The sequence below is a fragment of the Enterobacter chinensis genome, from assembly GCF_034008295.1.
Lineage (GTDB): Bacteria > Pseudomonadota > Gammaproteobacteria > Enterobacterales > Enterobacteriaceae > Enterobacter > Enterobacter chinensis.
Window position 1 is genome coordinate 450291 of sequence record NZ_JARDVI010000004.1, and the last position, 24410, is coordinate 474700.

Consider the following 24410-nt stretch of genomic DNA (forward strand, 5'->3'; position numbering starts at 1 on the left):
ACACAGCGGAAAAATGGAGGAAATATGGAAGACTGTCAGGAATGGTCTGAGTGTGGTGCTCTTTTTAGCCGGGTGACGCTTCGCTTACCCGGCCTACACTCGAGGGTTTTGTAGCCCGGGTAAGGCGAAGCCGCCGCCCGGTGCAACGACATTAGCTAAACATCACCTGTGCCCAGCGCGCCAGGCCCGCCGTGACGGAACCAAAGTCATCCCCACCGGCAATCGGGATACCCGGCAGCTGTTCCGCCAGCGCTTTCTTGATCAGCGGTGAACGGGCGCTACCCCCGGTCAGGTAAATCACGTCAGGCTTCTCTTTGCCGTTCTCCAGCGCCAGCTGCACCTGTTCCAGAATGCGCTGCAGCGGCTGCGCGAGCGCCGTCTCCAGCCCCTCCTGTGAAATCGCGGTGGCCAGATCGTCGCTGATAAACGGCAGCGAGACCGCGTGCTCAGGACGATCCGAGAGGGCGATTTTGCTCTCTTCCGCAGTACGCACCACGCGATAGCTCAGGCGCTGACGCCACACTTTATACAGCAGGGCGACCTTATCGGCGTCCTGCGCGTCGCGCACCAGATCGTTAAGGAAGCGGCCGTTAGCGGTGCTGTAAAAATCACTTTGTGCAGGCACGTCGTTGATGGCGATGGCGTTCCACCATGGCAGGATCGGCAGAGCGATCCCTTTTTCCGTTTGCCCGCCCATGCCCAGCAGCGGCATCAGGCTCTTAAAGGCCAGCGCGATATCGAGATCGTTACCGCCTACGCGGCAGCCGCTGTGCCCCAGCAGGCTGTTTTCGCGGTCGCGACGGTTATGCCACTGCGGCCCCATCAGCAGCAGCGAGCAGTCTGTGGTGCCCCCGCCGATGTCGACCACCAGCACGCGCTTCTCTTCCGACAGCGTGGCTTCAAAGTCAAGCCCCGCCGCAACCGGCTCGTACTGGAATACCACGTCGCGGAAGCCTGCGCGGTGCGCCGCGCGCTCCAGGATCCCCTGCGCCTGCTGGTTGGCCTCATCGCCCCCCAGCCCCTGGAAGTTGATCGGACGGCCAATTACCGCCTGGGTAATCGCCTCTGGGACCTGCGTCTGCGCCTGATTGCGGATGTGCAGCATCATCGCGCAAACCAGATCTTCAAACATCGCCACCTGCTGCGACTTCAGGCCGCTGGCGCCGAGGAAGGATTTTGGCGACTTAACGAAGTAGACCTCTTCAGGATCTTCAATGTAGTGCCCGAGCGAAGAGAGGCCGAACTGCACGCTGGACGGCGAAACGTCGATGTCTTCCTCGCGGTTAAAGCTGACTGCCCGGCGCAGTAGCGCCTGGGTCTCCGCCGCCGTGGCCGGAACCTGATAGTGGCGGAACAGCCATTCGCTGACCGCTTCGCGGGTGGGTGCGCAGAGCATTGACGGCAGCAGCGTGCTCTCTTTTTCCATTTTCAGGAGCTGTGGCTGTCCGTTTTGCATAATCGCAACCGAGCAGTTTGCCGTACCGTAGTCGAATCCAATAAACACGATGAATCCCCATGCCAGTGAGAAGGGGCGAGACTTTAACGAAATGTCTTCATGGCGACAACAGGAATATGAAAGCAAGGCGAAACAGGACCTTTCCGTTTATGCTGTGGAGAACCCAAAAGGAGCAACGATGTATACCCTGACCTGGCTTCCCCCTTACGACTGGCAGTGGATGTTTGGCTTTCTTGGCGCGCGTGCGGTGACGGGCATTGAAACCGTCACGAGCGACTACTATGAGCGCAGTTTTGCCTGCGAAGGACATCAGGGTATCTTTCGCGTTACGCCGGATATTGCCACCCGTACGCTGAGCGTGACGCTCAGTCCGGGGTTAATCCCGGTTGCGCAGACGTGTCTTAAGCGCATAGAACGCCTGTTCGATCTGGCCTGCAACCCGCAGCACATCGCGGATACGCTGGGCGATCTCGGCGCGGCCCGGCCGGGCTTGCGTTTGCCGGGGGCGATGGATGCGTACGAGCAGGGCGTCCGGGCGATTCTTGGGCAACTGGTGAGCGTGGCGATGGCGGCGAAGCTGGCGTCACGGGTGGTGGCGCTGTGCGGTGAACCCGTAGCGGATTGTCCCGGCTATCTCTTTTTCCCCACGCCGCAGGCGCTGGCGGCCGCAGACCCGCTGGCGTTGAAAGCGCTGGGCATGCCGGTAAAGCGCGCAGAGTCATTGATTCATCTGGCGCAGTCGGTCATCGAGGGGACGTTTCCGCTTTTTCCGCCCGCGAATATTGAGGAGGGGATGAAGGCGTTACAACAGCGGCCGGGAATTGGCCGCTGGACGGCAAACTACCTGGCCCTGCGAGGCTGGCAGGCGAAAGATGTGTTTCTGCCGGATGATTACCTGGTTAAGCAGCGCTTCGCCGGGATGACGCCGGCGCAAATTCGTCGCTACGCCGAGCGCTGGCAGCCGTGGCGCTCTTACGCGCTGCTGCACATCTGGTATACCGACGGCTGGTCGCCGTCAGTTGATGGCGAAATAGCTGGTATTAAGAAGTAGATCCAGCGGCTGCGGCTCGGCGATGGTGTCGCCAAAGATAAAATCAATGCCGATGCCGGAGAGCGTATCCATCATGATGGGCTGGTTACAGGGGCCGGCTATGGTCTTCATGCCCAGACGCTGGGCATGGCCCTGAACGATAGTGACCATCATTTCATCCATCAGATTGCCATAAACGTTGGTTACCACTTCCGCATCCAGCAACAGATAGTCGGCCATATTCGCGCTCAGGTGGGTAAAGACGTTCATGTCGCGCCCCACCTGGCTGAAGATCACGCGGCAGCCCGCCTGGCGAAGCTTTTGCAGACCCCGCTGCAGGTTCTTATCCGGGTTGCACACCACGTCGGCTGAGATAACCAGATGCAGGAGACGGCCCGGCATCGGGCTTTTATCCAGCAGATCGAGAAGTTCATCGACCAGCGTCACGCTGGCTAAACCGGCCTCAGAAAGCGGAAGAGCGACACCCATACCTTTACTGGCAATCTGTGCCGCAGAGGCGCGGAAAAACTCACTAAAGATACGTCTGTCGAGCGCGTGCAAAAGCTCAGGCTCCGCCAGGCCCGAGCGGAAAGCGTGCTCTTCCTGGACTTCGCCCTGACTGGTCCACAGGCGTAACGAAATCAGCCAGAAATTGCTGCTTTCCGGGATGCGCGGGGAGGCGACGCTGCGGGCAATCATCATCAGGTGATTGTCTTTAATCATGTGCCACTGTTCATCAAGCGACATCATGCTGCGCGTGTTGTGATCCCGCTCCTGCTGGGGTTCGTAAACCGTCACCATGCCACGTCCGCTGTTTTTCGAGGCGTAACAGGCAATGTCCGCCTGCGACATGACCTCCGACGCCTGATGGTTATTTTCATCAATCAGCGTGATACCTGCGCTGGCGCCGATCCGGTGCAGACGGCCTTCCCATATAAAGTGATACTCATTGATCGTCTGGATCAGGCGACCGGCGATATAGCGTGCGCTTTCAATATTGCAGTCCGGTAACAGTAACCCGAACTCGTCGCCGCCCAGGCGCGCCAGCACGTCGCTGGAGCGAAGCATGGTCAGCATTAAGGAAGAGAGTTCCCGCAGCAGCGCATCACCGGCGGCATGGCCTGCCGTATCGTTGACGGCTTTAAAGCGATCGAGGTCGATAAAGACCAGGGCGTGACGCTGGCGCGTTTCGCGAACGGTCTGCAGGAGCCGTTTGAGATGGTTTTCGAAGCTGACCCGGTTGGCGAGGTGGGTCAGGGCATCGTGGGAGGCGCTGTAGCTCAGCTGGCGCAGCATTTTGCGCGACTCGGTCACGTCCTGAATCACGATAACAGAGCCAATACTCTGCCCATCCAGCGTGCTGAGCGGTGTAATACTGTAATGAATATCGAAGTTTCCGCCAGTGCGGCAGTTCAGCACGACGTCCTGATCGATATCGGAACGGGACATGTCGCCGCTGTGGATATTCTCCATCAGCGGCCCTTTTTCACCAAAGGTGATGTGTAACACCGTCAGGACCGGCTGGCCAATAGCCTCGGTCTGCAACCAGCCGCTCATTTTCTCAGCGACCGGGTTCATAAAGGTGACATTCATGTTGATATCGGTACACAGTACCGCTTCACCGATGGAATCAAGGGTAATGTGAAGACGCTCTTTTTCCTGGAAGAGGGCCTCGTTGAGCTGCTTCACCTCGGTCATGTCCATGTTGATACCGAGCAGCCGTTCAACTTCACCCTGCTTATTCAGCACCCGGTTCGCCAGGGAGCGAATATGGCGCACGCCTTCCTTCACGCGGATGCGGAATTCCAGCTTAAACGGCAGACGGGAAATCAGTGAGTCCCGCAGGACCTGCTCAGCGTGGGCGCGATCCTCGGGCAGCATCGTTTCATGCCAGAGCTGCCAGGTGGGCTTGATGTGCGGCGGAATTTCATACAGCTCAAACATCCGCTTATCCCAGCTAATAATGTCTGGCTCCAGATCCCACTCCCAGATGCCGATCCCGCCCGCTTCGTTAGCAAGCGTAATGCGCTCCATCAGGCGTTTGTTGACCCACTCGGTCTGCTTCAGGTCGTTAATATCTTCAATCTGGGCGATAAAATAGAGCGGTGAGCCGTCGGCATGACGCACGACGGAGACAGCAAGGAGCGCCCAGACCACTTCCCCATTACGGGTGTAATAGCGCTTCTCGAGGGTGTAGGTGTTGATTTCGCCATTGACCAGCTGTTCCAGTTGCTCCAGGTCGGTATGGAGATCTTCCGGCCAGGTGAGCTGCTGAAAGGTCAGTGCCTGAAGCTCCGTCTGGCTGTAACCGAGAAAATTGCACAGCGCCTTGTTGGCCTGAAGCCATTTGCCCTCAATGCTGACCAGCGCCATACCGATGGCGGAATACTCCATCGCATTACGAAAACGCTCCTCGCTTTCGGTGATGTGCTTGCGTTCGGCGCGGAAGGCGTACATCACCATGGTCATTACGTTGGCTGGCAGGAGCAGCATCAGGAACGGCAGCCACGGTGCGTTCAGCATCGCCCCGGCGTGCTGGGTTGTCAGCGCCACCGGGTTCCGGGCAATCATCAGCGACACGACCATCACTGTGACCAGAAACACCATGAACGCTTCCATTCGCGGCAAGCGCACCGCGCTCCACATCAGCAGAACGATAACGCAGGTAAAGGGCCACGGCAGCCAGGTGATGGCTGCCCAACTGAGGGCTAACGTCACGGCCAGCGTGGTCAGCGTTTCCAGCAGCAATCTCGGGTCACGGTGGCGCAGCAGATAATGCGGTTTAAACAACAGTCCCAGTGGCACCAGCGCCAGCGCGCCAATGGCCTCTGACAATACCCAAACGAAGAAATTACGCAGTGGCTCAGTGCCGGGTGCCAGCAGAGATACCAGAACGCCGCCCACCAGCGGCGGCATCAGGGCGCTGCCGATGGCCACGCGGATCCAGTCATTCAGATTCTGCAGCGGGTTGTACCACGGGAGTAATTTACGCAGGAGCAACGCGCCGATGACGGCCTCAATCACGTTAATTGAGGGGAAGATGAGGCTTATCGACCCCCATGAAAACAGCATCCACGAGGCCAGAATATTGCCGAACGAGCAGGCCAGGGCAATGCCCGGCCACATTTTTCCGGCATGGCGGTAAAACGCCACCATCATAATGGCGGTGGGAAACCAGAGCGGGGCCAGCAGCGTGCCGAAACGGGTGAGCTCCAGCGAAAATAAAGTAAAGATAAAGGTGACCAGGCCCAGACAGACGAGTCGTAATAAAGGATGTGGGGTGGTAACCAAAACCCGCTGGTATTGTTTATTCATTACCGCTTTATCCAGAAACGCCATGCCGGCAGGAAAGATGTCCAAACGCGTGAATTTGATAATTTGGTTTATGCTAGTACAAACAATTTACAATTCATATGGCGACTGCTCAGAATTTGACACCATAGCCTTATTAAATAGTTACTCCGTGAAAAAAACGGGTTAAACGCTGAAAAAACGTTCATTTAAATTTCACTCAGGGAGTAACGCGTCACTTTTCGGGCAGTCTCGCAGAACCTGCGCATTCGACTGGTATCACGCCCGCGAAATCCCTATAATTGCCGCGTTTGACGCTCCGGCGTCGTCCTTCCTTAACATCCAGGTTAATCAGGTCGCTAAATTTATGACTGATAAGTCTCATCAGTGCGTCATTATAGGCATCGCCGGCGCATCGGCTTCAGGTAAAAGTCTAATTGCCAGTACGCTTTATCGCGAACTGCGTGAACAAGTAGGTGATGAGCATATCGGCGTCATTCCCGAAGACAGCTATTACAAAGATCAATCCCATCTGTCGATGGAAGAGCGCGTCAAAACCAACTATGACCACCCGAATGCGATGGATCACAGCTTGCTGTTCCAGCATTTAGAAGCGCTTAAGAGTGGCCAGGCGATTGAACTGCCCGTTTACAGTTACGTAGAACATACCCGTACCCGGGAAACGATCCGCATTGAGCCGAAAAAGGTCATTATCCTTGAAGGCATCCTGCTGCTGACCGATGCCCGTCTGCGTGAATCCATGAACTTCTCGATTTTCGTCGATACCCCGCTGGATATCTGCCTGATGCGCCGCATCAAGCGTGACGTTAATGAACGCGGCCGTTCGATGGATTCCGTTATGGCGCAATATCAGAAAACAGTCCGCCCGATGTTCCTGCAATTTATTGAACCTTCCAAACAATACGCCGATATCATTGTGCCGCGCGGAGGCAAAAACCGCATCGCGATTGATATCTTAAAAGCGAAAATCAGCCAGTTTTTTGAATAAGCCGCGTGAATTGTGTACCGTTCAGAGATAACCTGGTTTTACCCTGAGCGTTTACCGCCTCAGGGTACGATGCATGAAAGGAGAAAGTGCCATGCGTCTTTGCGATCGTGATATTGAAGCCTGGCTGGATGAAGGCCGTCTGTCTATTACCCCTCGTCCACCGGTGGAACGTATCAATGGGGTGACCGTTGATGTTCGGTTAGGAAATAAATTCCGCACCTTTAGCGGCCATACCGCACCGTTTATTGATCTTAGCGGGCCGAAGGACGAAGTCAGCGCCGCGCTCGATCGCGTGATGAGTGACGAAATCGTTATTGACGAAGGCGAAGCCTTTTATCTGCATCCGGGTGAACTGGCGCTGGCGGTGACGTATGAATCCGTCACCCTGCCTGCGGACCTGGTCGGCTGGCTTGATGGCCGTTCTTCACTGGCGCGACTGGGATTGATGGTTCACGTGACTGCGCACCGTATCGATCCAGGCTGGTCGGGGCGTATCGTGCTGGAATTCTTCAATGCCGGTAAACTGCCTCTGGCGCTGCGTCCCGGAATGATGATTGGTGCGTTAAGCTTTGAACCGCTGTCAGGCCCGGCAGACAGGCCTTATAACCGCCGGCAGGACGCAAAATATCGCGACCAGCAGGGCGCGGTTGCCAGCCGTATTGATAAAGACTGAACGCGAGTCCATTGAGGTAGCCATGAGAAGAGTTCTGACGACGCTGATGATTTTGCTGGTGGTGCTGGTTGCTGGCCTTTCGGCGTTGGTTCTGCTGGTTAACCCTAATGATTTTCGCACTTACATGGTGCGGCAGGTCGAAGCACGCAGTGGTTATCAACTGAAGCTTGATGGATCGCTGCGCTGGCACGTCTGGCCGCAGCTCAGCATTCTCTCTGGCCGCATGTCGCTTACCGCGCCGGGGGCTTCCCAGCCGCTGGTTTCCGCAGACAACATGCGCCTTGATGTGGCGCTGATCCCGCTCATTTCCCATCAGCTGCAGGTTAAACAGGTGATGCTGAAAGGCGCGGTGATTCAGCTCACCCCGCAAACCGAAGCCGTGCGTGATGCAAATGCGCCGGTTGCGCCACGCGAAAATACCCTGCCGGATGAACCGTCTGATACAGGCTGGTCCTTTGATATCGGCAAACTGAAAGTCGCCGATAGCGTGCTGGTTTTCCAGCATGAGGATGAGGAACAGGTTACCGTTCGCAACATCAACCTGCAGATGGAACAGGACGCTCACCATCTTGCCTCGGTGGACTTTAGCGGGCGCATGAATCGCGATCAGCGCGATCTCACTCTGTCGCTAAATGCCAACGTCAATGCTTCAGACTATCCGCATCAGCTCACCGCCGACATCCAGCAGCTTAACTGGCAGCTGACGGGTGCCGATCTTCCTGCCCAGGGGATTACCGGACAGGGGACGCTGCAGGCCGTGTGGCGCGAAGAACAAAAGCAGCTCGAGCTGGATAATCTCAACCTGCAGGCGAATGACAGCACTCTGAAGGGGCAGGCGAGCGTCACGCTCGACGAGAAACCGAAGTGGGTGCTGAATCTGCAGTTTGACAAGCTCAATCTGGAAAACCTGTTGCCACCTCTGCCAGCAAGCGCAACGGACACCGATGCCGCGCAAACGGGACAAAGCCAGGCGCCGGTATCACGTCCGGTTATCTCGTCGAATCTTGAACAACCTGACTATAACGCCCTGCGCGGATTCACGGCGGATATTCTGCTGAAAGCCAATAGCCTGCGCTGGCGCGGCATTGATTTTACCAACGTAAGCAGTCAGATGTTTAACCATAACGGTTTGCTGGTGATCTCCGAACTGAGCGGCAAGATGGGCGAGGGGCACCTCTCACTGCCCGGCACGCTGGATGTCCGCAAAGACACTGGCAGCGCCGAATTCCAGCCGCGTCTCGACAACGTTGAGATTGGTACCATCCTGAAAGCGTTTAACTACCCGATAGCACTGACGGGTCAGCTGTCGCTGGCGGGTGACTTCTCGGGCACAAAAATTGATGCCGATGCCTTCCGCCGCGAGTGGCAGGGGCAGGCGCATCTTGATCTGAAAAACTCCCGTATGGAAGGGCTTAACTTCCAGCAGCTGGTACAGCAGGCGGTGGAGCGCAGCAGCGACGTGAAAGCCCAGGAAAACTACGACAGCGCCACGCGCCTCGACAGCTTCACCACAGACCTGACGCTGGATAACGGACTATTTACTCTGGCCGATATGCAGGGAACCTCGTCCATGCTCTCGCTGACGGGAGATGGCTCGCTGGATCTGGTAAAAGAGACGGCGGACACGCGCTTTAATGTGCGGGTGCTTTCCGGCTGGCAGGGCGAAAGCACGCTCATCGACTTCCTGAAAGAGACGCCGATTCCGCTGCGCGTTTACGGCAAATGGCAGGCGCTGAATTACAGCCTTCAGGTGGATCAGATCCTGCGTAAGCATCTGCAGGATGAAGCCAAACGTCGGCTTAACAGCTGGGCGGATCGTAATAAAGATTCACAGACAGGGAAGGATGTGAAAAAGCTGTTAGATAAGCTCTGATACCTGTAGTGCCGGGTGGCGGCTTCGCCTTACCCGGCCTACAAAAGCCAGACACCGTAGGCCGGGTAAGCGAAGCGCTACCCGGCTTTTTTACACCTCAAAATCCAGTTCTTCCTCATCCCGCAGCGGGATGAGCTGAACCTTCTGCACGCGATGGTTTTCAATCTGCAGGGTTTTAAGCAGATAGTCGCCCACCTGAACCTCTTCCCCCGGCTGCGGAATACGCTGCAAATATTCCATCAGCAGGCCGGCAATGGTGTGATATTCCCGTTTTTCATCCAGCGGCAGCGGCACATATTGCACCAGGTCCTCAAGCGGCATATGACCGTTGGCCGTCCATGAGCCGTCTGCGTTTTTCTGAATATCATGGCGGGCATCAATCTCATCCACCTCATTGGGCAAATTACCGGCGATGGTTTCCATCACGTCGCTGAGCGTGACCAGTCCTTCAACCGACCCAAACTCATCCACCACAAAGGCAAAGTGCGTGCGCGCGTTACGGAATTGCTCAAGGGCCGAAAGCAACGGTAGCCCTTCCGGGAAAACCAGCGGCTGGCGCACCAGGGCGCGGAGGTTAAGCGCCTCGCCGCGCAGCTGCTGTTGCAGCAGGTCGATGACGTGCACTACACCCAGCAGCTCCTCTTCCTCTTCTCCGCCGGTCACCACCACGCGAGTGTGCTGGTTTCTATCCAGCAGGGCGCGAATTTGCGCTTCCGGGGCCGTCAGGTCGATATGCTCAATGTCATGGCGCGACGTCATGATGCTGCTGACCGTGCGCTGATTCAGATTAAGCACCCGCTCAATCATCCGTCGTTCCTGCGGATCAAAGATTAGCCCGTCGCTGTGATCGGCCAGCATGGCGGAGGATTCGGCGTCCAGCTCCGCATCCTCTTTCTTCCCGCTTAACAGGCGCATGACCGTGTCGGCCGTGCGCTGACGCAGGGTCTGATTCGCGGAAAGGAAGCGGCGGCGGTTAAATATCGCCAGCTGGTTAAGCGCTTCAATCATCACCGAGAAACCGATGGCGGCATACAGATAGCCTTTCGGAATATGGAAGCCAAAACCATCGGCCACCAGGCTAAAGCCAATCATCAGCAGGAAGCTCAGACAGAGGATGACGATGGTCGGGTGACTGTTCACAAACCGGGTCAGCGCCTTGCTGGCCATCACCATCAGCGTGATGGCGATAATCACCGCCGCCATCATCACCGCCAGATGGTCCACCATCCCAACGGCGGTGATCACCGAATCCAGGGAGAAGACCGCATCCAGCACCACAATTTGCGCCACCACCGGCCAGAACTTCGCTCCGCGGCGCTGGGTCGGGTTCTCGCTGTCTTTGCCTTCGAGCCGCTCATTCAGTTCCACGGTGGCTTTGAACAGCAGGAACAACCCGCCGAAGAGCATGATCAGATCGCGGGCGCTAAAGCTTAGCCCGTGAACGGAGAACAGGGGCTGAGTCAGCGTCACCAGCCAGGAGATAGAGGCCAACAGCAATAACCGCATCACCATCGCCAGCAGCAGACCCGTTACGCGCGCGCGGTCGCGCTGGGAAGGGGGCAGTTTTTCAGCGAGGATGGCGATAAAAACCAGATTATCAATCCCGAGCACTAACTCGATGACGACCAGCGTAACCAGCCCGGCCCAGATTGAGGGATCGGCAATCCATTCCATAGTAATAGCAATACCTTCTGTTATATGACGAATGTCACACTTCGATCATGGATAAAGCCGGGATAAATTGCAATGCCGGGCTGAGATTTCTCTTAATACGATACGCTAAAAAGAGAGCAATCTGATGACGCTGTAAATAAGGTAAATACGTATATTTAATTACAGAAATATCATTTTAGGATATATCGCAGTTAATGGTTTTTACTCTCTTTTTGTCAATATAAAGAAAATCCTAAAAGGTCAAAACTTTGCTCTTAATATTAATCTTAAAAACCGATATTAGGACAGTTGTCTCCTTGCCTGCTATTAGGTTAGCTGCAACAATTCTCCCAGCATCAAATGTTAAATCTCGGTGTTGCTATTATTGTTCGGTCTTCAGGGATGGCTATTCATTATCTGTCGGGTTTCTCAAGCGGCTGATATATTTCAAGAAGACCTTACTCAAGAGGGTGTCTATCCATAACACATTGTTTAGTCAGTGGATTGGTAACTGAAAGCCAAGGGCGGTAGCGTGCCTGAAAGCGTGTGAATCAGCCTCGATTATTCTGTCAATAGCCAATGGATGAATAAGCTTTTTTTAGGACTGATGCCAGTTATATTTCTAATTGATTAACTGCATGCTGAAACCCAATACGACTCGAGCTTATTTAAATTGCACAGGATAATTACTCTGCCAAAGTGATAAATAATCAATGATGAAATCCAAAATGAAATTGATGCCATTATTGGTGTCTGTGACCTTGATGAGTGGTTGCACGGTCTTTCCCGGCAGCAATATGTCAACAATGGGTAAGGATGTGATCAAGCAACAGGATGCCGATTTTGATCTCGACAAAATGGTGAATGTTTATCCACTTACGCCACGTCTGGTCGAACAATTACGTCCACGTCCGAATGTAGCCCAGCCGAATATGTCGCTGGACCAGGAAATTGCCTCTTACCAGTACCGCGTGGGGCCGGGTGACGTGATTAACGTGACCGTCTGGGACCACCCCGAGCTGACCACGCCAGCGGGCCAGTACCGCAGCTCAAGCGACACCGGTAACTGGGTGCAGTCAGATGGCACCATGTTCTATCCCTACATTGGTAAAGTCCATGTTGTCGGGAAAACGCTTGCCGAGATCCGTAGTGATATTACCGGGCGCTTAGCGCAGTACATCGCCGACCCGCAGGTGGACGTTAATATCGCCGCATTCCGCTCGCAAAAAGCCTATATCTCCGGCCAGGTGAACAAATCGGGCCAGCAGGCTATCACCAACGTTCCCCTGACTGTGCTGGACGCCATTAACGCCGCGGGCGGCTTAACCGACGGCGCCGACTGGCGCAACGTCGTGCTGACCCACGAAGGCAAAGAGCAGCGCATCTCCCTGCAGGCGCTGATGCAAAACGGCGATTTGACCCAGAACCGCCTGCTGTATCCGGGCGACATTCTCTACGTACCGCGCAACGACGATCTGAAAGTCTTCGTGATGGGTGAAGTGAAGAAACAGAGCACCCTCAAAATGGACTTCAGCGGTATGACCCTGACCGAAGCGCTGGGCAATGCTGAAGGTATCGATCTGACGACCTCTAACGCGACCGGTATCTTCGTCATCCGTCCGCTGAAAGGTGAGGGCAGTGCGAAAGGCAAGATTGCCAACATCTACCAGCTGGATATGTCCGATGCGACCTCTCTGGTGATGGCAACGGAGTTCCGTCTCCAGCCGTACGATGTGGTGTACGTCACCACCGCGCCGGTCGCCCGCTGGAACCGTCTGATCAACCAGTTGCTGCCAACCATCAGTGGCGTTCGCTACATGACGGATACGGCGCGCGACATTCATACCTGGTAATCCGCGATGTTTAACAAAATTCTGGTGGTATGCGTGGGGAACATCTGCCGTTCCCCCACGGCTGAGCGGCTGCTGAAACAGTATCAGCCCGACCTCACCGTTGATTCCGCAGGGCTGGGTGCACTGGTCGGTAAAGGTGCCGATGAGCGCGCAACGAGCGTGGCGCGGGATCATAACCTCTCGCTCGACGGCCACGTTGCCCGCCAGGTCACCAGCCGCATGTGCCGGGAGTATGACCTGATCCTGACAATGGAAAAACGCCATATTCATGCGCTATGCGATATCGCACCGGAGATGCGCGGCAAAGTGATGCTGTTTGGTCACTGGGACAATGAACGCGAAATCCCCGATCCGTATCGCAAAAGCCATGAGGCCTTCGAGGCGGTTTACACCTTACTTGACCAGTCTGCCCAACAATGGGCGCAGGCACTGAAAGCTCAGCAGGGATAACAATGACAGAAAAAACAAGACCTTCTGCCGCCCCGACTTCGGGCAGTGATGAAATTGATATTGGGCGCCTGGTCGGCACTGTTGTAGAGGCAAAGTGGTGGGTACTTGGTATTACCGCCGTATTTGCCGCTGCGGCTGTCGTCTACACGCTGTTCGCCACCCCTATCTACAGCGCCGACGCGCTGGTGCAGATCGAGCAGAATACCGGGAACTCGCTGGTGCAGGACATTGGTTCTGCGCTGGCGAACAAGCCACCGGCATCTGACGCTGAAATACAGCTCATCCAGTCACGCCTGGTACTGGGTAAAACGGTTCACGACCTCGGGCTCGATATCTCCGTCACCAAAAATACCTTCCCGATCTTTGGTGCCGGCTGGGATCGCCTGATGGGGAGAAACAACGACACGGTGAAAGTCACTGATTTCGTGCTGCCGAAAGGGGCCGCCGATCAGACCTTTACTTTGACGGTGCTTGGCCCGAAACAGTATCAGTTGACCAGCGACGCGGGCTTTAGCGCGCGCGGTGAAGTCGGGCAGATGCTCACCAAAGACGGCGTCAGCATGATGGTCAGCGCGATCAACGCCCAGGAGGGCGGTGAATTCACCGTCACCAAATTCTCCACGCTGGGGATGATCAACAATCTGCAAAACAACCTCACCGTCACCGAAAACGGTAAGGACACCGGCGTGCTGAGCATGACCTTTACCGGTGAAGATAAGGATCAAATCCGCGACATCCTGAACAGCATTACCCGCAACTATCTTGAGCAGAACGTTGAGCGTAAGTCGGCCGAAGCGGCGAAAAGCCTGGCCTTCCTCGCGAAACAGCTCCCGGAAGTGCGCGCCCATCTGGATGATGCCGAGAACAAGCTGAACGCCTATCGTCAGGATAAAGACTCCGTTGACCTGCCGCTCGAGGCGAAATCGGTTCTCGATTCGATGGTCAACATCGATGCGCAGCTCAACGAGCTGACCTTCAAAGAAGCGGAGATTTCCAAGCTTTATACCAAACGTCATCCGGCCTACCGCACGCTGCTGGAAAAACGCCGTACGCTGGAAGAGGAAAAGGCGAAGCTCAATGACCGAGTGACCGCGATGCCGAAAACGCAGCAGGAAATCGTGCGTCTGACCCGCGACGTGGAATCCGGACAGCAGGTTTACATGCAGCTGCTGAACAAACAGCAGGAGCTGAAAATCACCGAAGCCAGTACCGTCGGTGATGTGCGCATCGTCGACCCGGCCATTACCCAGCCAGGCGTACTGAAGCCGAAGAAAGCGCTGATTATTCTTGGCAGCATTATTCTGGGCCTGATGCTCTCCATCGTGGGCGTGCTGCTGCGTTCGCTGTTCAACCGCGGAATCGAAAGCCCGCAGGCGCTGGAAGAGAGCGGTATCAATGTTTATGCCAGCATCCCGCTGTCCGAGTGGCAAAAATCCCGTGACAGCGTCAAAACCATCAAAGGCGTTAAGCGTTATAAGCAGAGCCAGCTGCTGGCGGTGGGTAACCCAACCGACCTCGCCATTGAAGCGATACGTAGCCTGCGTACCAGTCTGCACTTCGCCATGATGCAGGCCAAAAACAACGTCCTGATGTTGACCGGGGTTAGCCCGTCAATCGGTAAAACCTTTGTCTGCGCCAACCTGGCGGCGGTGGTCAGCCAGACCAACAAGCGCGTGCTGCTGATCGACTGCGATATGCGTAAGGGCTACACCCACGAGCTGCTGGGCACTAACAACGTCAATGGTCTGTCGGAGATCCTGCTTGGCAAAGGTGAAATCAGCCAGAGCGCGAAGCCTACAACGGTGCCGAAATTTGACCTGATCCCGCGCGGCCAGGTGCCGCCTAACCCGTCCGAGCTGCTGATGAGCGAGCGCTTCACCGAACTGGTGGAGTGGGCGAGCAAAAACTACGACCTGGTGCTGATCGATACGCCGCCAATTCTGGCCGTGACCGATGCTGCCGTTGTGGGTCGTCTGGCGGGTACCACGCTGATGGTGGCGCGTTACGCGGTCAACACATTGAAAGAAGTGGAAACCAGCCTGAGCCGCTTCGAGCAGAACGGCATTGAGGTGAAAGGGGTGATCCTGAACTCCATCTTCCGCCGTGCGACCGGGTATCAGGATTACGGCTATTACGAGTACGAATATAAATCTGACAGTAAATAAAAATCCCCCTCACCCTAACCCTCAGCCCGCAGGGAGAGGGTCGGGGTGAGGGATCAGGGGAAGACCATGACCACACAACGCCCTTTAGTTTCAATCTATATGCCGACATGGAATCGTCAGCAGCTGGCGATCCGCGCAATTAAATCGGTGTTACGTCAGGATTACGATAACTGGGAACTGATCATCGTCGATGACTGTTCTTCCTCGTATGAACAGCTGCAAAAATTTGTGACTGACCTCAACGATCCGCGGGTGGTTTATACGCACAACGCGATGAACTCCGGCGCCTGCGCGGTGCGTAATCAGGCGATTATGCAGGCCAAAGGGCAGTATCTTACCGGCATTGACGACGATGACGAATGGACGCCGAACCGCCTGTCTATCTTCCTGTCGCACAAAGAGCAGCTGGTCACGCACGCTTTCCTGTATGCCAACGACTATGTCTGCCAGGGTGAGGTTTATTCGCAGCCTGCCAGCCTGCCGCTGTACCCGAAATCTCCTTACTCCCGTCGCCTGTTCTACAAGCGCAACATTATTGGTAACCAGGTGTTTACCTGGGCGTGGCGTTTTAAAGAGTGCCTGTTCGATACCGAACTGAAGGCCGCACAGGATTACGACATCTTCCTGCGGATGGTTGTGGAGTACGGCGAGCCGTGGAAAGTGGAAGAGGCCACGCAGATCCTGCACATCAACCACGGGGAGATGCAAATCACCTCCTCGCCAAAGAAATTCTCCGGCTACTTCCATTTTTACCGCAAGCACAAGGACAAGTTTGACCGTGCCAGCCGTAAATATCAGCTCTTTACCCTCTATCAGATCCGTAATAAGCGCATGAACTGGCGCACGCTGCTGACGCTGTTTTCCGTGCGTAACGGCAAGCGCCTGGCTGATGGGCTTCGGGGGAAATAATGTTTCTGGAAGATTGCCGCGCAAACAGCTGGAGCCTGCGCCCGTGCTGCATGGTTCTGGCCTACCGCATCGCGCATTTTTGCTCGGTGTGGCGTAAGAAAAACGTACTGAACAACATCTGGGCGGCTCCGGTGCTGATCCTGTATCGCATCATCACCGAATGCTTTTTTGGCTATGAGATTCAGGCCGCTGCCACCATTGGTCGCCGCTTCACCATCCACCACGGCTATGCGGTGGTGATCAACAAGTTTGTGGTCGCCGGTGATGATTTCACCATTCGTCATGCGGTCACCATCGGCAACCGCGGGCCTGACAGCCTGGCCTGCCCGGTGATCGGCAACAACGTCGAGCTGGGCGCCAACGTGGTGATCATTGGTGATATTACGATAGGTAACAACGTCACGATTGGTGCTGGCAGCGTGGTGCTGGACAGCATTCCGGATAACGCGCTGGTGGTGGGAGAAAAAGCCCGCGTGAAGGTGATTAAATGAACATTCTGCAATTTAACGTACGCCTCGCAGAAGGCGGAGCAGCAGGCGTAGCGCTGGATCTGCACCAGCGTGCGCTGCAAAAAGGGCTTCAGTCCCGGTTTATTTACGGCTACGGCAAAGGCGGCAAGAAAAGCGTCAGCCACGATAACTATCCGCAGGTGCACAAGCACACGCCGCGTCTAACCTCGATTGCCAACATTGCCTTGTTCCGCCTGTTTAACCGCGATCTGTTTGGCAACCTGAACACGCTTTATCGCACGGTTACCCGCACCGCAGGCCCGGTCGTGCTGCATTTTCACGTGCTGCACAGCTACTGGCTGAATCTGGAAGAGGTGGTGGCGTTTTGTCAGAAGGTGCAGGCCCACAAGCCCGACACCCGTTTCGTCTGGACGCTGCACGATCACTGGAGCGTGACGGGGCGCTGCGCCTTTACCGACGGTTGCGAAGGCTGGAAAGATAACTGCCAGAAATGCCCGACGTTAAGCAACTACCCGCCGGTGAAAGTGGACCGCGCCCATCAACTGGTGGGGGGAAAGCGCCAGCTGTTTCGCGACATGCTCTCGCTCGGCTGTACCTTCATCTCCCCGAGCCAGCACGTGGCCGATGCGTTCAACAGCCTGTACGGGGCAGGGCGCTGTCAGATTATCAACAACGGCATCGACGTGGCGACGGAAGCCATTCTTGCCGAGCTGACCCCGGTGGCGGAAACCGCAGGCAAACCGAAAATCGCTATCGTTGCGCACGACCTGCGTTACGACGGTAAAACCAACCAGCAGCTGGTGCGCGACATGATGGCGCTGGGAGACAAGATAGAGCTTCACACCTTCGGCAAGTTTTCGCCGTTTGAAGGGGCCAACGTGGTGAACCACGGGTTTGAAACCGATAAGCGCAAGCTGATGAGCGCGCTGAATGCCATGGATGCGCTGGTGTTCAGCTCGCGCGTGGATAACTACCCGCTGATCCTCTGCGAAGCGCTCTCCATCGGTGTGCCGGTGATTGCCACCCACAGCGATGCGGCGCGCGAGGTACTGGAAAAATCCGGCGGGAAAACCTTCGCGGAGCAGGAGGTACTGCCCCTGGTCCAGCTGCCGAAAGCGCAAATCGCTGAGGCTGTATTTGGCACTGACCTGGAATCGTTCCGCAACCGCAGCCGCAAGGCCTACAGCGGACAACAGATGCTGGAGGAATATGTCTCGTTCTATCAGAATCTGTAGTTATCTGCTGCTGCCGCTGATCTACCTGCTGGTCAACGTCAAAATTGCCCAGCTCGGCGAAAGCTTCCCGATAACCATCGTCACCTTCTTGCCCGTTCTGCTTCTGCTGTATGTCGATAAAATCAACCTGAAGAAGCTGATGATTGCCCTGGGGTTGGGCACGGGCCTGACGCTGTTTAACTACATCTTTGGCCAGTCGCTGGATGCCAGTAAATACGTCACGTCGACCATGCTGTTTGTTTATATTGTCATTATTATCGGAATGGTCTGGAGTATTCGGTTTAAAACGATTTCTCCGCACAATTATCGGAAAATCCTCAGGTTCTTTTATATTGCCGTTGCGTTAATTGTTATGCTTGCTGCAATGGAGATGGCGCAAATTATTCTCACCGGTGGCAGTAGCCTGATGGAGATAATTTCGAAATATCTCATTTACAGTAACAGCTATGTATTGAACTTCATTAAGTTTGGCGGGAAACGAACCACAGCCCTCTATTTTGAACCGGCGTTTTTCGCTCTGGCGTTAATCTCAATTTGGCTCAGCATCAAACAGTTTGGTATCAAAACGCCTAAGACCGATGCTATGATTCTTGCAGGAATTGTTCTGTCTGGATCGTTCTCAGGGGTAATGACATTTATCCTGTTTTACCTGCTGGAGTGGGCGTTTCAGTACCTGAACAAAGATGCGATTAAGAAAAAACTGCCGCTGGCGATTATCTCCCTGACGGTATTTATGGTAGGCGTGATATTTGCCTTCCCGTACATCTCAGAACGTCTGGGTGATTTGGGAACGGAAGGGTCCTCGTCCTATTATCGCATCATTGGTCCGCTGGTCATGGTGGGTTATTCCTTAACCCATATTGATGGTGTAGTAAGATTCGGCTCACTTTACGAATATGTTGCATCATTCGGAATCTTTAACGGTGCGGATGTCGGTAAAACCATAGACAATGGTCTGTATCTGTTAATTATTTATTTTTCGTGGTTCGCCGTACTGTTGACGCTGTGGTATCTGTTTAAAGTTTTCAAAATGATGGTTAACGCGTTTGGGGATAACCAGAACTTTCGCGTGCAGCTTTATCTGTTTACACCGGTGTCGCTGTTTTTTACCGGGTCAATATTTAGCCCGGAATATGCTTTCTTGATTGTCTGTCCGTTTATTCTGCGCAAGGCGCTTAATATTACGAACGCATGACGAAATGAGGTGATTTATGTTTCTTAGCGTCATTACTGTCGCTTTTCGTAATTACGAAGGGGTGGTAAATACCTGGCGCTCGCTGCGTAACCTGGCGCGCGACCCAAGCCTCACCTTTGAGTGGATTGTGGTCGACGGTGGTTCGAATGATGGCACGGCGGAGTTTCTGGAAAAACTCAACGGTGAGTTCAACTTACGCTACATCAGCGAGAAAGATAAAGGCATCTACGATGCGATGAACAAAGGCATCAGCATGGCGCAAGGCCGTTATGCCATTTTCCTGAATTCCGGCGATATTTTCCACGACGATGTGGCGCTGTTTGCCCGTCAGCTGGCGCGCCAGAAAGAGGATGCCATGTATATTGGCGACGCGCTGCTCGATTTTGGCGATGGACATAAAGTATGCCGCAGCGCGAAGCCAGGCTGGTATATCTACCACAGTTTACCCGCCAGCCATCAGGCCATTTTCTTCCCGGTAAAAGGTCTGAAAAAGCAGCCTTACGATTTGCAGTATAAAGTGTCATCAGATTATGCCCTGGCCGCCAGTCTGTATAAATCTGGCTACCCGTTCCGTCGCATGAAAGGGCTGGTATCTGAATTTTCGATGGGTGGCGTATCAACGTCTAATAATCTCGAACTGTGTAAGGATGCAAAAAATGTGCAGCGCAGAATATTACGCGTGCCGGCATTCTGGGCAGAATTATCTTATTTATTACGCGTGCGCACCACGGGTAAAACGAAAGCCTTATATAACAAAGTCTGAATATAAGGAAACGTAATGCAGGATCTGAATGGTTTCTCCGTACCGAAAGGTTTTCGGGGCGCGGGCGGTATTAAAGTGCAGCTATGGTGGGCCGTTCAGGCCACCTTATTTGCCTGGTCACCGCAAATACTTTACCGCTGGCGAGCATTTTTATTGCGTCTGTTTGGCGCAAAAATCGGAAAAAACGTAGTCATTCGGCCTTCGGTAAAAATTACCTACCCCTGGAAATTAACGCTCGGGGATTACGCATGGGTAGGGGATGACGCGGTGTTATATACCCTGGGCGAAATTACGATTGGCGCAAATTCGGTGGTTTCACAGAAATGCTATTTGTGCACCGGCAGCCACGACTTTATGAGCCAGCATTTTGATATTACCGCTTCGCCTATTGTGATTGGCGAAAAATGCTGGCTGGCAACGGATGTTTTTGTTGCACCTGGTGTTTCTGTTGGCGATGGCACGGTAGTCGGTGCCCGCAGCAGCGTTTTTAAATCGCTACCGGCAAATAAAGTTTGCCGTGGCAACCCCGCAGTGGTGATACGCGAACGCGTTGAAACTGAAAAACTTTGATAAGTACAGAGGAATATAAACATGTCTAAAGTCGCTCTCATCACCGGCGTTACCGGACAGGATGGTTCTTACCTGGCAGAATTGCTGCTGGAAAAAGGGTATGAAGTTCACGGTATCAAACGTCGTGCCTCTTCATTCAACACTGAACGCGTGGATCATATTTATCAGGATCCGCATTCAGCTAACCCGAAATTCCATCTGCATTACGGCGATCTGACCGATTCCTCCAACCTGACCCGCATCCTGCAGGAAGTGCAGCCGGATGAAGTGTACAACCTGGGTGCGATGAGCCACGTAGCGGTCTCCTTCGAGTCTCCGGAATACACCGCCGACGTTGATGCCATGGGTACGCTGCGTCTGCTGGAAGCCATTCGCTTCCTCGGCCTTGAGAAGAAAACCCGCTTCTACCAGGCATCCACCTCTGAGCTGTATGGCCTGGTGCAGGAGATTCCACAGAAAGAGACCACGCCTTTCTACCCGCGCTCTCCGTACGCGGTTGCGAAACTGTACGCTTACTGGATCACCGTGAACTACCGTGAATCCTATGGCATGTATGCCTGTAACGGCATCCTGTTCAACCACGAGTCTCCACGCCGCGGCGAAACTTTCGTTACCCGCAAAATCACCCGCGCTATCGCTAACATCGCGCAGGGTCTGGAATCGTGCCTGCACCTCGGCAACATGGACTCCCTGCGTGACTGGGGCCATGCCAAAGACTACGTGAAAATGCAGTGGATGATGCTGCAGCAGGAACAGCCAGAAGATTTCGTGATCGCGACAGGCGTTCAGTACTCCGTTCGTCAGTTCGTGGAAATGGCTGCCGCGCAGCTGGGTATCAAACTGCGCTTTGAAGGTACCGGCGTGGAAGAGAAGGGCATCGTGGTGTCCGTGACCGGCCATGACGCACCGGGCGTGAAGCCGGGCGACGTTATCGTTCAGGTTGACCCGCGCTACTTCCGTCCTGCTGAAGTGGAAACCCTGCTGGGCGATCCAACCAAAGCGCACGAGAAACTGGGCTGGAAACCAGAAATCACTCTGCAGGAGATGGTTTCTGAGATGGTGGCCAAAGATCTTGAAGCAGCGAAAAAACACTCCCTGCTCAAGTCTCATGGCTACGAGGTTGCCATCGCGCTGGAGTCCTGAGAATGACAAAACAACGTATTTTTGTCGCCGGTCATCGCGGAATGGTGGGTTCCGCGATTGTCCGCCAGCTTGAACAGCGCGGCGACGTCGACGTGATTGTCCGCACCCGCGACGAGCTGAACCTGCTCGACAGCAGCGCGGTGCAGGACTTCTTTGCTAACGAACGTATTGACCAGGTGTATCTGGCGGCGGCGAAAGTGGGGGGCATTGTTGCCAACAACACCTACCCGGCGGATTTCATCTACGAAAACATGATGATTGAGAGCAACATCATTCACGCGGCGCATCTGCACAACGTGAACAAGCTGCTGTTCCTCGGATCGTCCTGTATTTACCCGAAAATGGCAAAACAGCCGATCGCCGAAAGCGAGCTGCTGCAGGGCACGCTGGAAGCGACCAACGAGCCTTACGCCATTGCCAAAATTGCCGGGATCAAGCTGTGCGAGTCCTACAACCGTCAGTACAACCGCGACTATCGTTCGGTGATGCCGACCAACCTGTACGGACCGCACGATAACTTCCACCCGAGCAACTCGCACGTGATCCCGGCGCTGCTGCGTCGCTTCCACGAGGCGACCGCCGAGAACGCGCCGGATGTAGTGGTGTGGGGCAGCGGCACGCCGATGCGCGAATTCCTGCACGTGGACGACATGGCTGCCGCCAGCATTCACGTGATGGAGCTGGATCGCGAAGTGTGGCAGGAGAACACCGAGCCGATGCTGTCGCACATCAACGTGGGCACCGGCGTGGACTGCACCATTCGCGAGCTGGCGCAGACCATTGCGCAGGTGGTGGGCTACAAAGGCCGCGTGGTGTTTGACGCCACCAAACCGGACGGCACGCCGCGCAAGCTGCTGGACGTGACCCGTCTGCATCAGCTGGGCTGGTATCACGAGGTGTCACTGGAGCAGGGGCTGGCCAGTACCTACCAGTGGTTCCTGGAAAACCAGCACCGCTTCCGGGGGTAATGATGTTTTTAAGTCAGGAAGATTTTGCCACGGTAGTGCGCTCCACTCCGCTCATCTCAATTGATTTGATCGTGGAGAACGAACGCGGCGAGTTCTTGCTGGGGAAACGAACCAACCGTCCTGCACAGGGATTCTGGTTCGTGCCCGGCGGGCGCGTGCAGAAGGATGAGACGCTGAGCGATGCGTTTGAGCGTCTCACTCTGGCGGAACTGGGCCTGCAGCTGCCGATGGCAGCGGGCCAGTTTTACGGGGTCTGGCAGCACTTCTATGACGATAACTTTTCGGGCACCGGGTTCACCACGCACTACATCGTGCTGGGGTTCCGCCTGAAGGTGAGTGAGGCAGACCTGCGTCTGCCTGATTCTCAGCATGACGACTACCGCTGGCAGACGCCAGAGGCGTTACTGGCGAGCGACAATGTGCACGACAACAGCCGTGCCTATTTCCTGGCCGATCGTCAGTCTGAGGTGCCGGGACTATGAAGATCCTCGTATACGGAATCAACTACTCGCCGGAATTGACCGGTATCGGGAAATACACCGGCGAGATGGTCGAGTGGATGGCGAGCCAGGGACATGACGTGCGGGTCATTACCGCGCCGCCGTACTACCCGGAATGGAAAGTAGGGGAGCGCTACTCAAGCTGGCGCTACCGTCGCGAAGAGGGTGCGGCGACCGTCTGGCGCTGCCCGCTGTATGTGCCGAAGCAACCCTCGACGCTGAAACGGTTGATTCATCTCGGCAGCTTTGCGCTGAGCAGTTTCTTCCCGCTGATGGCGCAGCGTCGCTGGAAGCCGGATCGCATCATTGGTGTGGTGCCGACGCTGTTTTGCACGCCGGGCATGCGCCTGCTGGGCAAACTCTCCGGCGCACGCACCCTGCTGCACATTCAGGATTATGAAGTGGACGCCATGCTCGGCCTGGGAATGGCAGGCAAGGGCAAGGGCGGCAAAGTGGCGAAACTTGCCAGCGCGTTTGAGCGCAGCGGTCTGCATAACGTGGATTACGTTTCGACCATTTCGCGCTCAATGATGAACAAGGCGCAGGAGAAGGGCGTCCCGGCCCAGAAGGTGATCTTCTTCCCGAACTGGTCTGAAGTCGCGCGTTTTCGTGACGTGACTGAGCAAGACGCTCAGGCGCTGCGCGCTCAGCTCGGTTTGCCTGATGACCAAAAAATCATTCTTTATTCGGGCAACATCGGTGAAAAGCAGGGGCTGGAGAGCGTGATTGAAGCGGCCCAGCAGCTAAGCGAACATCCGTGGACGTTTGTGATAGTCGGGCAGGGCGGTGGGAAAGCGCGGCTGGAAAAAATGGCAAGCGAACGTGGCCTGACCAACGTGAAATTCTTCCCGCTTCAGTCTTACGAGGCATTGCCTGCGCTGCTGAAGATGGGCGACTGCCATCTGGTGGTGCAAAAACGCGGCGCGGCGGATGCGGTGCTGCCGTCCAAGCTGACCAACATTCTGGCAGTGGGCGGTAATGCAGTGATTACGGCAGAAGCCGAAACAGAATTAGGCCAGCTGTGTGACAGCTATCCGGGGATTGCGGTGTGCGTGGAGCCGGAATCGGTCCCGGCGCTGGTCACCGGCATTGAACAGGCACTTGCCATGCCAAAACTGAACACGGTGGCACGTGAATATGCCGAACGCACGCTCGAGAAAGAGAACGTGCTGAGCCAATTTATTGCAGATATACGGGGATAAAT

General features: G+C 55.2%; 20 protein-coding genes. 17 read left to right on the plus strand and 3 right to left on the minus strand.

Going from position 1 to position 24410, the window contains the following annotated elements:
* Positions 1–151: 151 nt before the first annotated feature.
* The gene (gene yegD, locus PYW49_RS14775) at positions 152–1504 is read right to left on the minus strand and encodes a molecular chaperone (protein WP_320386828.1); all 1353 of its coding nucleotides are present in this window, start codon (positions 1502–1504) and stop codon (positions 152–154) included.
* Positions 1505–1634: 130 nt separating this feature from the next.
* Between yegD and alkA the strand changes: the two genes are divergently transcribed.
* Positions 1635–2507, plus strand: coding sequence for a DNA-3-methyladenine glycosylase 2 (gene alkA / locus PYW49_RS14780; RefSeq protein WP_320386829.1), 873 nt, complete (start codon positions 1635–1637; stop codon positions 2505–2507).
* Here alkA and PYW49_RS14785 read toward each other — a convergent pair.
* On the minus strand, positions 2472–5801 hold the full coding sequence (locus PYW49_RS14785) for a diguanylate cyclase (protein ID WP_320386830.1): 3330 nt from the start codon (positions 5799–5801) through the stop codon (positions 2472–2474). The two genes, alkA and PYW49_RS14785, sit on opposite strands and share 36 nt — an antisense overlap.
* Before the next feature lie 343 nt (positions 5802–6144).
* On the opposite strand from PYW49_RS14785, the gene udk reads away from it, so the two are divergent.
* From udk to asmA, 3 genes are all read left to right on the plus strand, one after another.
* Positions 6145–6786 carry a uridine kinase gene (gene udk / locus PYW49_RS14790; RefSeq protein ID WP_033145985.1) on the plus strand — a complete coding sequence of 214 codons (642 nt, stop codon included), beginning with the start codon at positions 6145–6147 and terminating at the stop codon, positions 6784–6786.
* Positions 6787–6877: 91 nt separating this feature from the next.
* Positions 6878–7459 carry a dCTP deaminase gene (gene dcd / locus PYW49_RS14795; protein WP_028016363.1) on the plus strand — a complete coding sequence of 194 codons (582 nt, stop codon included), beginning with the start codon at positions 6878–6880 and terminating at the stop codon, positions 7457–7459.
* A 22-nt stretch (positions 7460–7481) separates the two neighbouring features.
* The gene (gene asmA, locus PYW49_RS14800) at positions 7482–9332 is read left to right on the plus strand and encodes an outer membrane assembly protein AsmA (RefSeq protein WP_320386831.1); all 1851 of its coding nucleotides are present in this window, start codon (positions 7482–7484) and stop codon (positions 9330–9332) included.
* A 90-nt stretch (positions 9333–9422) separates the two neighbouring features.
* On the opposite strand, the gene PYW49_RS14805 is transcribed toward asmA, so the two are convergent.
* A complete protein-coding gene (locus PYW49_RS14805; protein WP_320386832.1) occupies positions 9423–11006 on the minus strand; it encodes a TerC family protein in 1584 nt (527 codons plus the stop codon).
* A 692-nt stretch (positions 11007–11698) separates the two neighbouring features.
* Here PYW49_RS14805 and PYW49_RS14810 point away from each other — a divergent pair.
* From PYW49_RS14810 to wcaI, 13 genes are all read left to right on the plus strand, one after another.
* The gene (locus tag PYW49_RS14810; protein ID WP_320386833.1) at positions 11699–12838 is read left to right on the plus strand and encodes a polysaccharide export protein; all 1140 of its coding nucleotides are present in this window, start codon (positions 11699–11701) and stop codon (positions 12836–12838) included.
* Positions 12839–12844: 6 nt separating this feature from the next.
* Positions 12845–13288, plus strand: coding sequence for a low molecular weight protein-tyrosine-phosphatase Wzb (gene wzb / locus PYW49_RS14815; protein WP_134347915.1), 444 nt, complete (start codon positions 12845–12847; stop codon positions 13286–13288).
* Between the two features lie 2 nt (positions 13289–13290).
* Positions 13291–15453, plus strand: coding sequence for a tyrosine-protein kinase Wzc (wzc, locus tag PYW49_RS14820; RefSeq protein WP_320386834.1), 2163 nt, complete (start codon positions 13291–13293; stop codon positions 15451–15453).
* Positions 15454–15519: 66 nt separating this feature from the next.
* Positions 15520–16362, plus strand: coding sequence for a colanic acid biosynthesis glycosyltransferase WcaA (gene wcaA / locus PYW49_RS14825; RefSeq protein ID WP_320386835.1), 843 nt, complete (start codon positions 15520–15522; stop codon positions 16360–16362).
* Positions 16362–16853, plus strand: a complete 492-nt coding sequence (gene wcaB, locus PYW49_RS14830; RefSeq protein WP_059311144.1) for a colanic acid biosynthesis acetyltransferase WcaB — start codon at positions 16362–16364, stop codon at positions 16851–16853. The genes wcaA and wcaB overlap by 1 nt, the downstream gene beginning before the upstream one ends.
* Positions 16850–18067, plus strand: a complete 1218-nt coding sequence (gene wcaC, locus PYW49_RS14835) for a colanic acid biosynthesis glycosyltransferase WcaC (RefSeq protein ID WP_320386836.1) — start codon at positions 16850–16852, stop codon at positions 18065–18067. Before wcaB ends, wcaC begins: the two co-directional genes overlap by 4 nt.
* Positions 18042–19262, plus strand: a complete 1221-nt coding sequence (wcaD, locus tag PYW49_RS14840; RefSeq protein ID WP_320386837.1) for a colanic acid polymerase WcaD — start codon at positions 18042–18044, stop codon at positions 19260–19262. The genes wcaC and wcaD overlap by 26 nt, the downstream gene beginning before the upstream one ends.
* A gap of 16 nt (positions 19263–19278) precedes the next feature.
* Positions 19279–20025: a colanic acid biosynthesis glycosyltransferase WcaE gene (wcaE, locus tag PYW49_RS14845; RefSeq protein ID WP_134347919.1), complete on the plus strand. Its 747-nt coding sequence runs from the start codon at positions 19279–19281 to the stop codon at positions 20023–20025.
* Positions 20026–20040: 15 nt separating this feature from the next.
* A complete protein-coding gene (gene wcaF / locus PYW49_RS14850; RefSeq protein WP_134347920.1) occupies positions 20041–20595 on the plus strand; it encodes a colanic acid biosynthesis acetyltransferase WcaF in 555 nt (184 codons plus the stop codon).
* A 21-nt stretch (positions 20596–20616) separates the two neighbouring features.
* Positions 20617–21738: a GDP-mannose 4,6-dehydratase gene (gene gmd / locus PYW49_RS14855; RefSeq protein WP_063144525.1), complete on the plus strand. Its 1122-nt coding sequence runs from the start codon at positions 20617–20619 to the stop codon at positions 21736–21738.
* A 2-nt stretch (positions 21739–21740) separates the two neighbouring features.
* Positions 21741–22706: a GDP-L-fucose synthase gene (fcl, locus tag PYW49_RS14860; protein WP_134347921.1), complete on the plus strand. Its 966-nt coding sequence runs from the start codon at positions 21741–21743 to the stop codon at positions 22704–22706.
* Between the two features lie 2 nt (positions 22707–22708).
* Positions 22709–23188 carry a GDP-mannose mannosyl hydrolase gene (locus tag PYW49_RS14865; RefSeq protein WP_072250627.1) on the plus strand — a complete coding sequence of 160 codons (480 nt, stop codon included), beginning with the start codon at positions 22709–22711 and terminating at the stop codon, positions 23186–23188.
* Positions 23185–24408: a colanic acid biosynthesis fucosyltransferase WcaI gene (wcaI, locus tag PYW49_RS14870; RefSeq protein WP_134347922.1), complete on the plus strand. Its 1224-nt coding sequence runs from the start codon at positions 23185–23187 to the stop codon at positions 24406–24408. The genes PYW49_RS14865 and wcaI overlap by 4 nt, the downstream gene beginning before the upstream one ends.
* Positions 24409–24410 lie beyond the last annotated feature (2 nt).

Coding starts and splice junctions, on each gene's coding strand:
- alkA (WP_320386829.1), top strand. CDS start 1,635: ATGTATACCCTGACCTGGCTTCCCCCTTACGACTGGCAGTGGATGTTT.
- PYW49_RS14785 (WP_320386830.1), bottom strand. CDS start 5,801: ATGAATAAACAATACCAGCGGGTTTTGGTTACCACCCCACATCCTTTA.
- udk (WP_033145985.1), top strand. CDS start 6,145: ATGACTGATAAGTCTCATCAGTGCGTCATTATAGGCATCGCCGGCGCA.
- dcd (WP_028016363.1), top strand. CDS start 6,878: ATGCGTCTTTGCGATCGTGATATTGAAGCCTGGCTGGATGAAGGCCGT.
- asmA (WP_320386831.1), top strand. CDS start 7,482: ATGAGAAGAGTTCTGACGACGCTGATGATTTTGCTGGTGGTGCTGGTT.
- PYW49_RS14805 (WP_320386832.1), bottom strand. CDS start 11,006: ATGGAATGGATTGCCGATCCCTCAATCTGGGCCGGGCTGGTTACGCTG.
- PYW49_RS14810 (WP_320386833.1), top strand. CDS start 11,699: ATGATGAAATCCAAAATGAAATTGATGCCATTATTGGTGTCTGTGACC.
- wzb (WP_134347915.1), top strand. CDS start 12,845: ATGTTTAACAAAATTCTGGTGGTATGCGTGGGGAACATCTGCCGTTCC.
- wzc (WP_320386834.1), top strand. CDS start 13,291: ATGACAGAAAAAACAAGACCTTCTGCCGCCCCGACTTCGGGCAGTGAT.
- wcaA (WP_320386835.1), top strand. CDS start 15,520: ATGACCACACAACGCCCTTTAGTTTCAATCTATATGCCGACATGGAAT.
- wcaB (WP_059311144.1), top strand. CDS start 16,362: ATGTTTCTGGAAGATTGCCGCGCAAACAGCTGGAGCCTGCGCCCGTGC.
- wcaC (WP_320386836.1), top strand. CDS start 16,850: ATGAACATTCTGCAATTTAACGTACGCCTCGCAGAAGGCGGAGCAGCA.
- wcaD (WP_320386837.1), top strand. CDS start 18,042: ATGTCTCGTTCTATCAGAATCTGTAGTTATCTGCTGCTGCCGCTGATC.
- wcaE (WP_134347919.1), top strand. CDS start 19,279: ATGTTTCTTAGCGTCATTACTGTCGCTTTTCGTAATTACGAAGGGGTG.
- wcaF (WP_134347920.1), top strand. CDS start 20,041: ATGCAGGATCTGAATGGTTTCTCCGTACCGAAAGGTTTTCGGGGCGCG.
- gmd (WP_063144525.1), top strand. CDS start 20,617: ATGTCTAAAGTCGCTCTCATCACCGGCGTTACCGGACAGGATGGTTCT.
- fcl (WP_134347921.1), top strand. CDS start 21,741: ATGACAAAACAACGTATTTTTGTCGCCGGTCATCGCGGAATGGTGGGT.
- PYW49_RS14865 (WP_072250627.1), top strand. CDS start 22,709: ATGTTTTTAAGTCAGGAAGATTTTGCCACGGTAGTGCGCTCCACTCCG.
- wcaI (WP_134347922.1), top strand. CDS start 23,185: ATGAAGATCCTCGTATACGGAATCAACTACTCGCCGGAATTGACCGGT.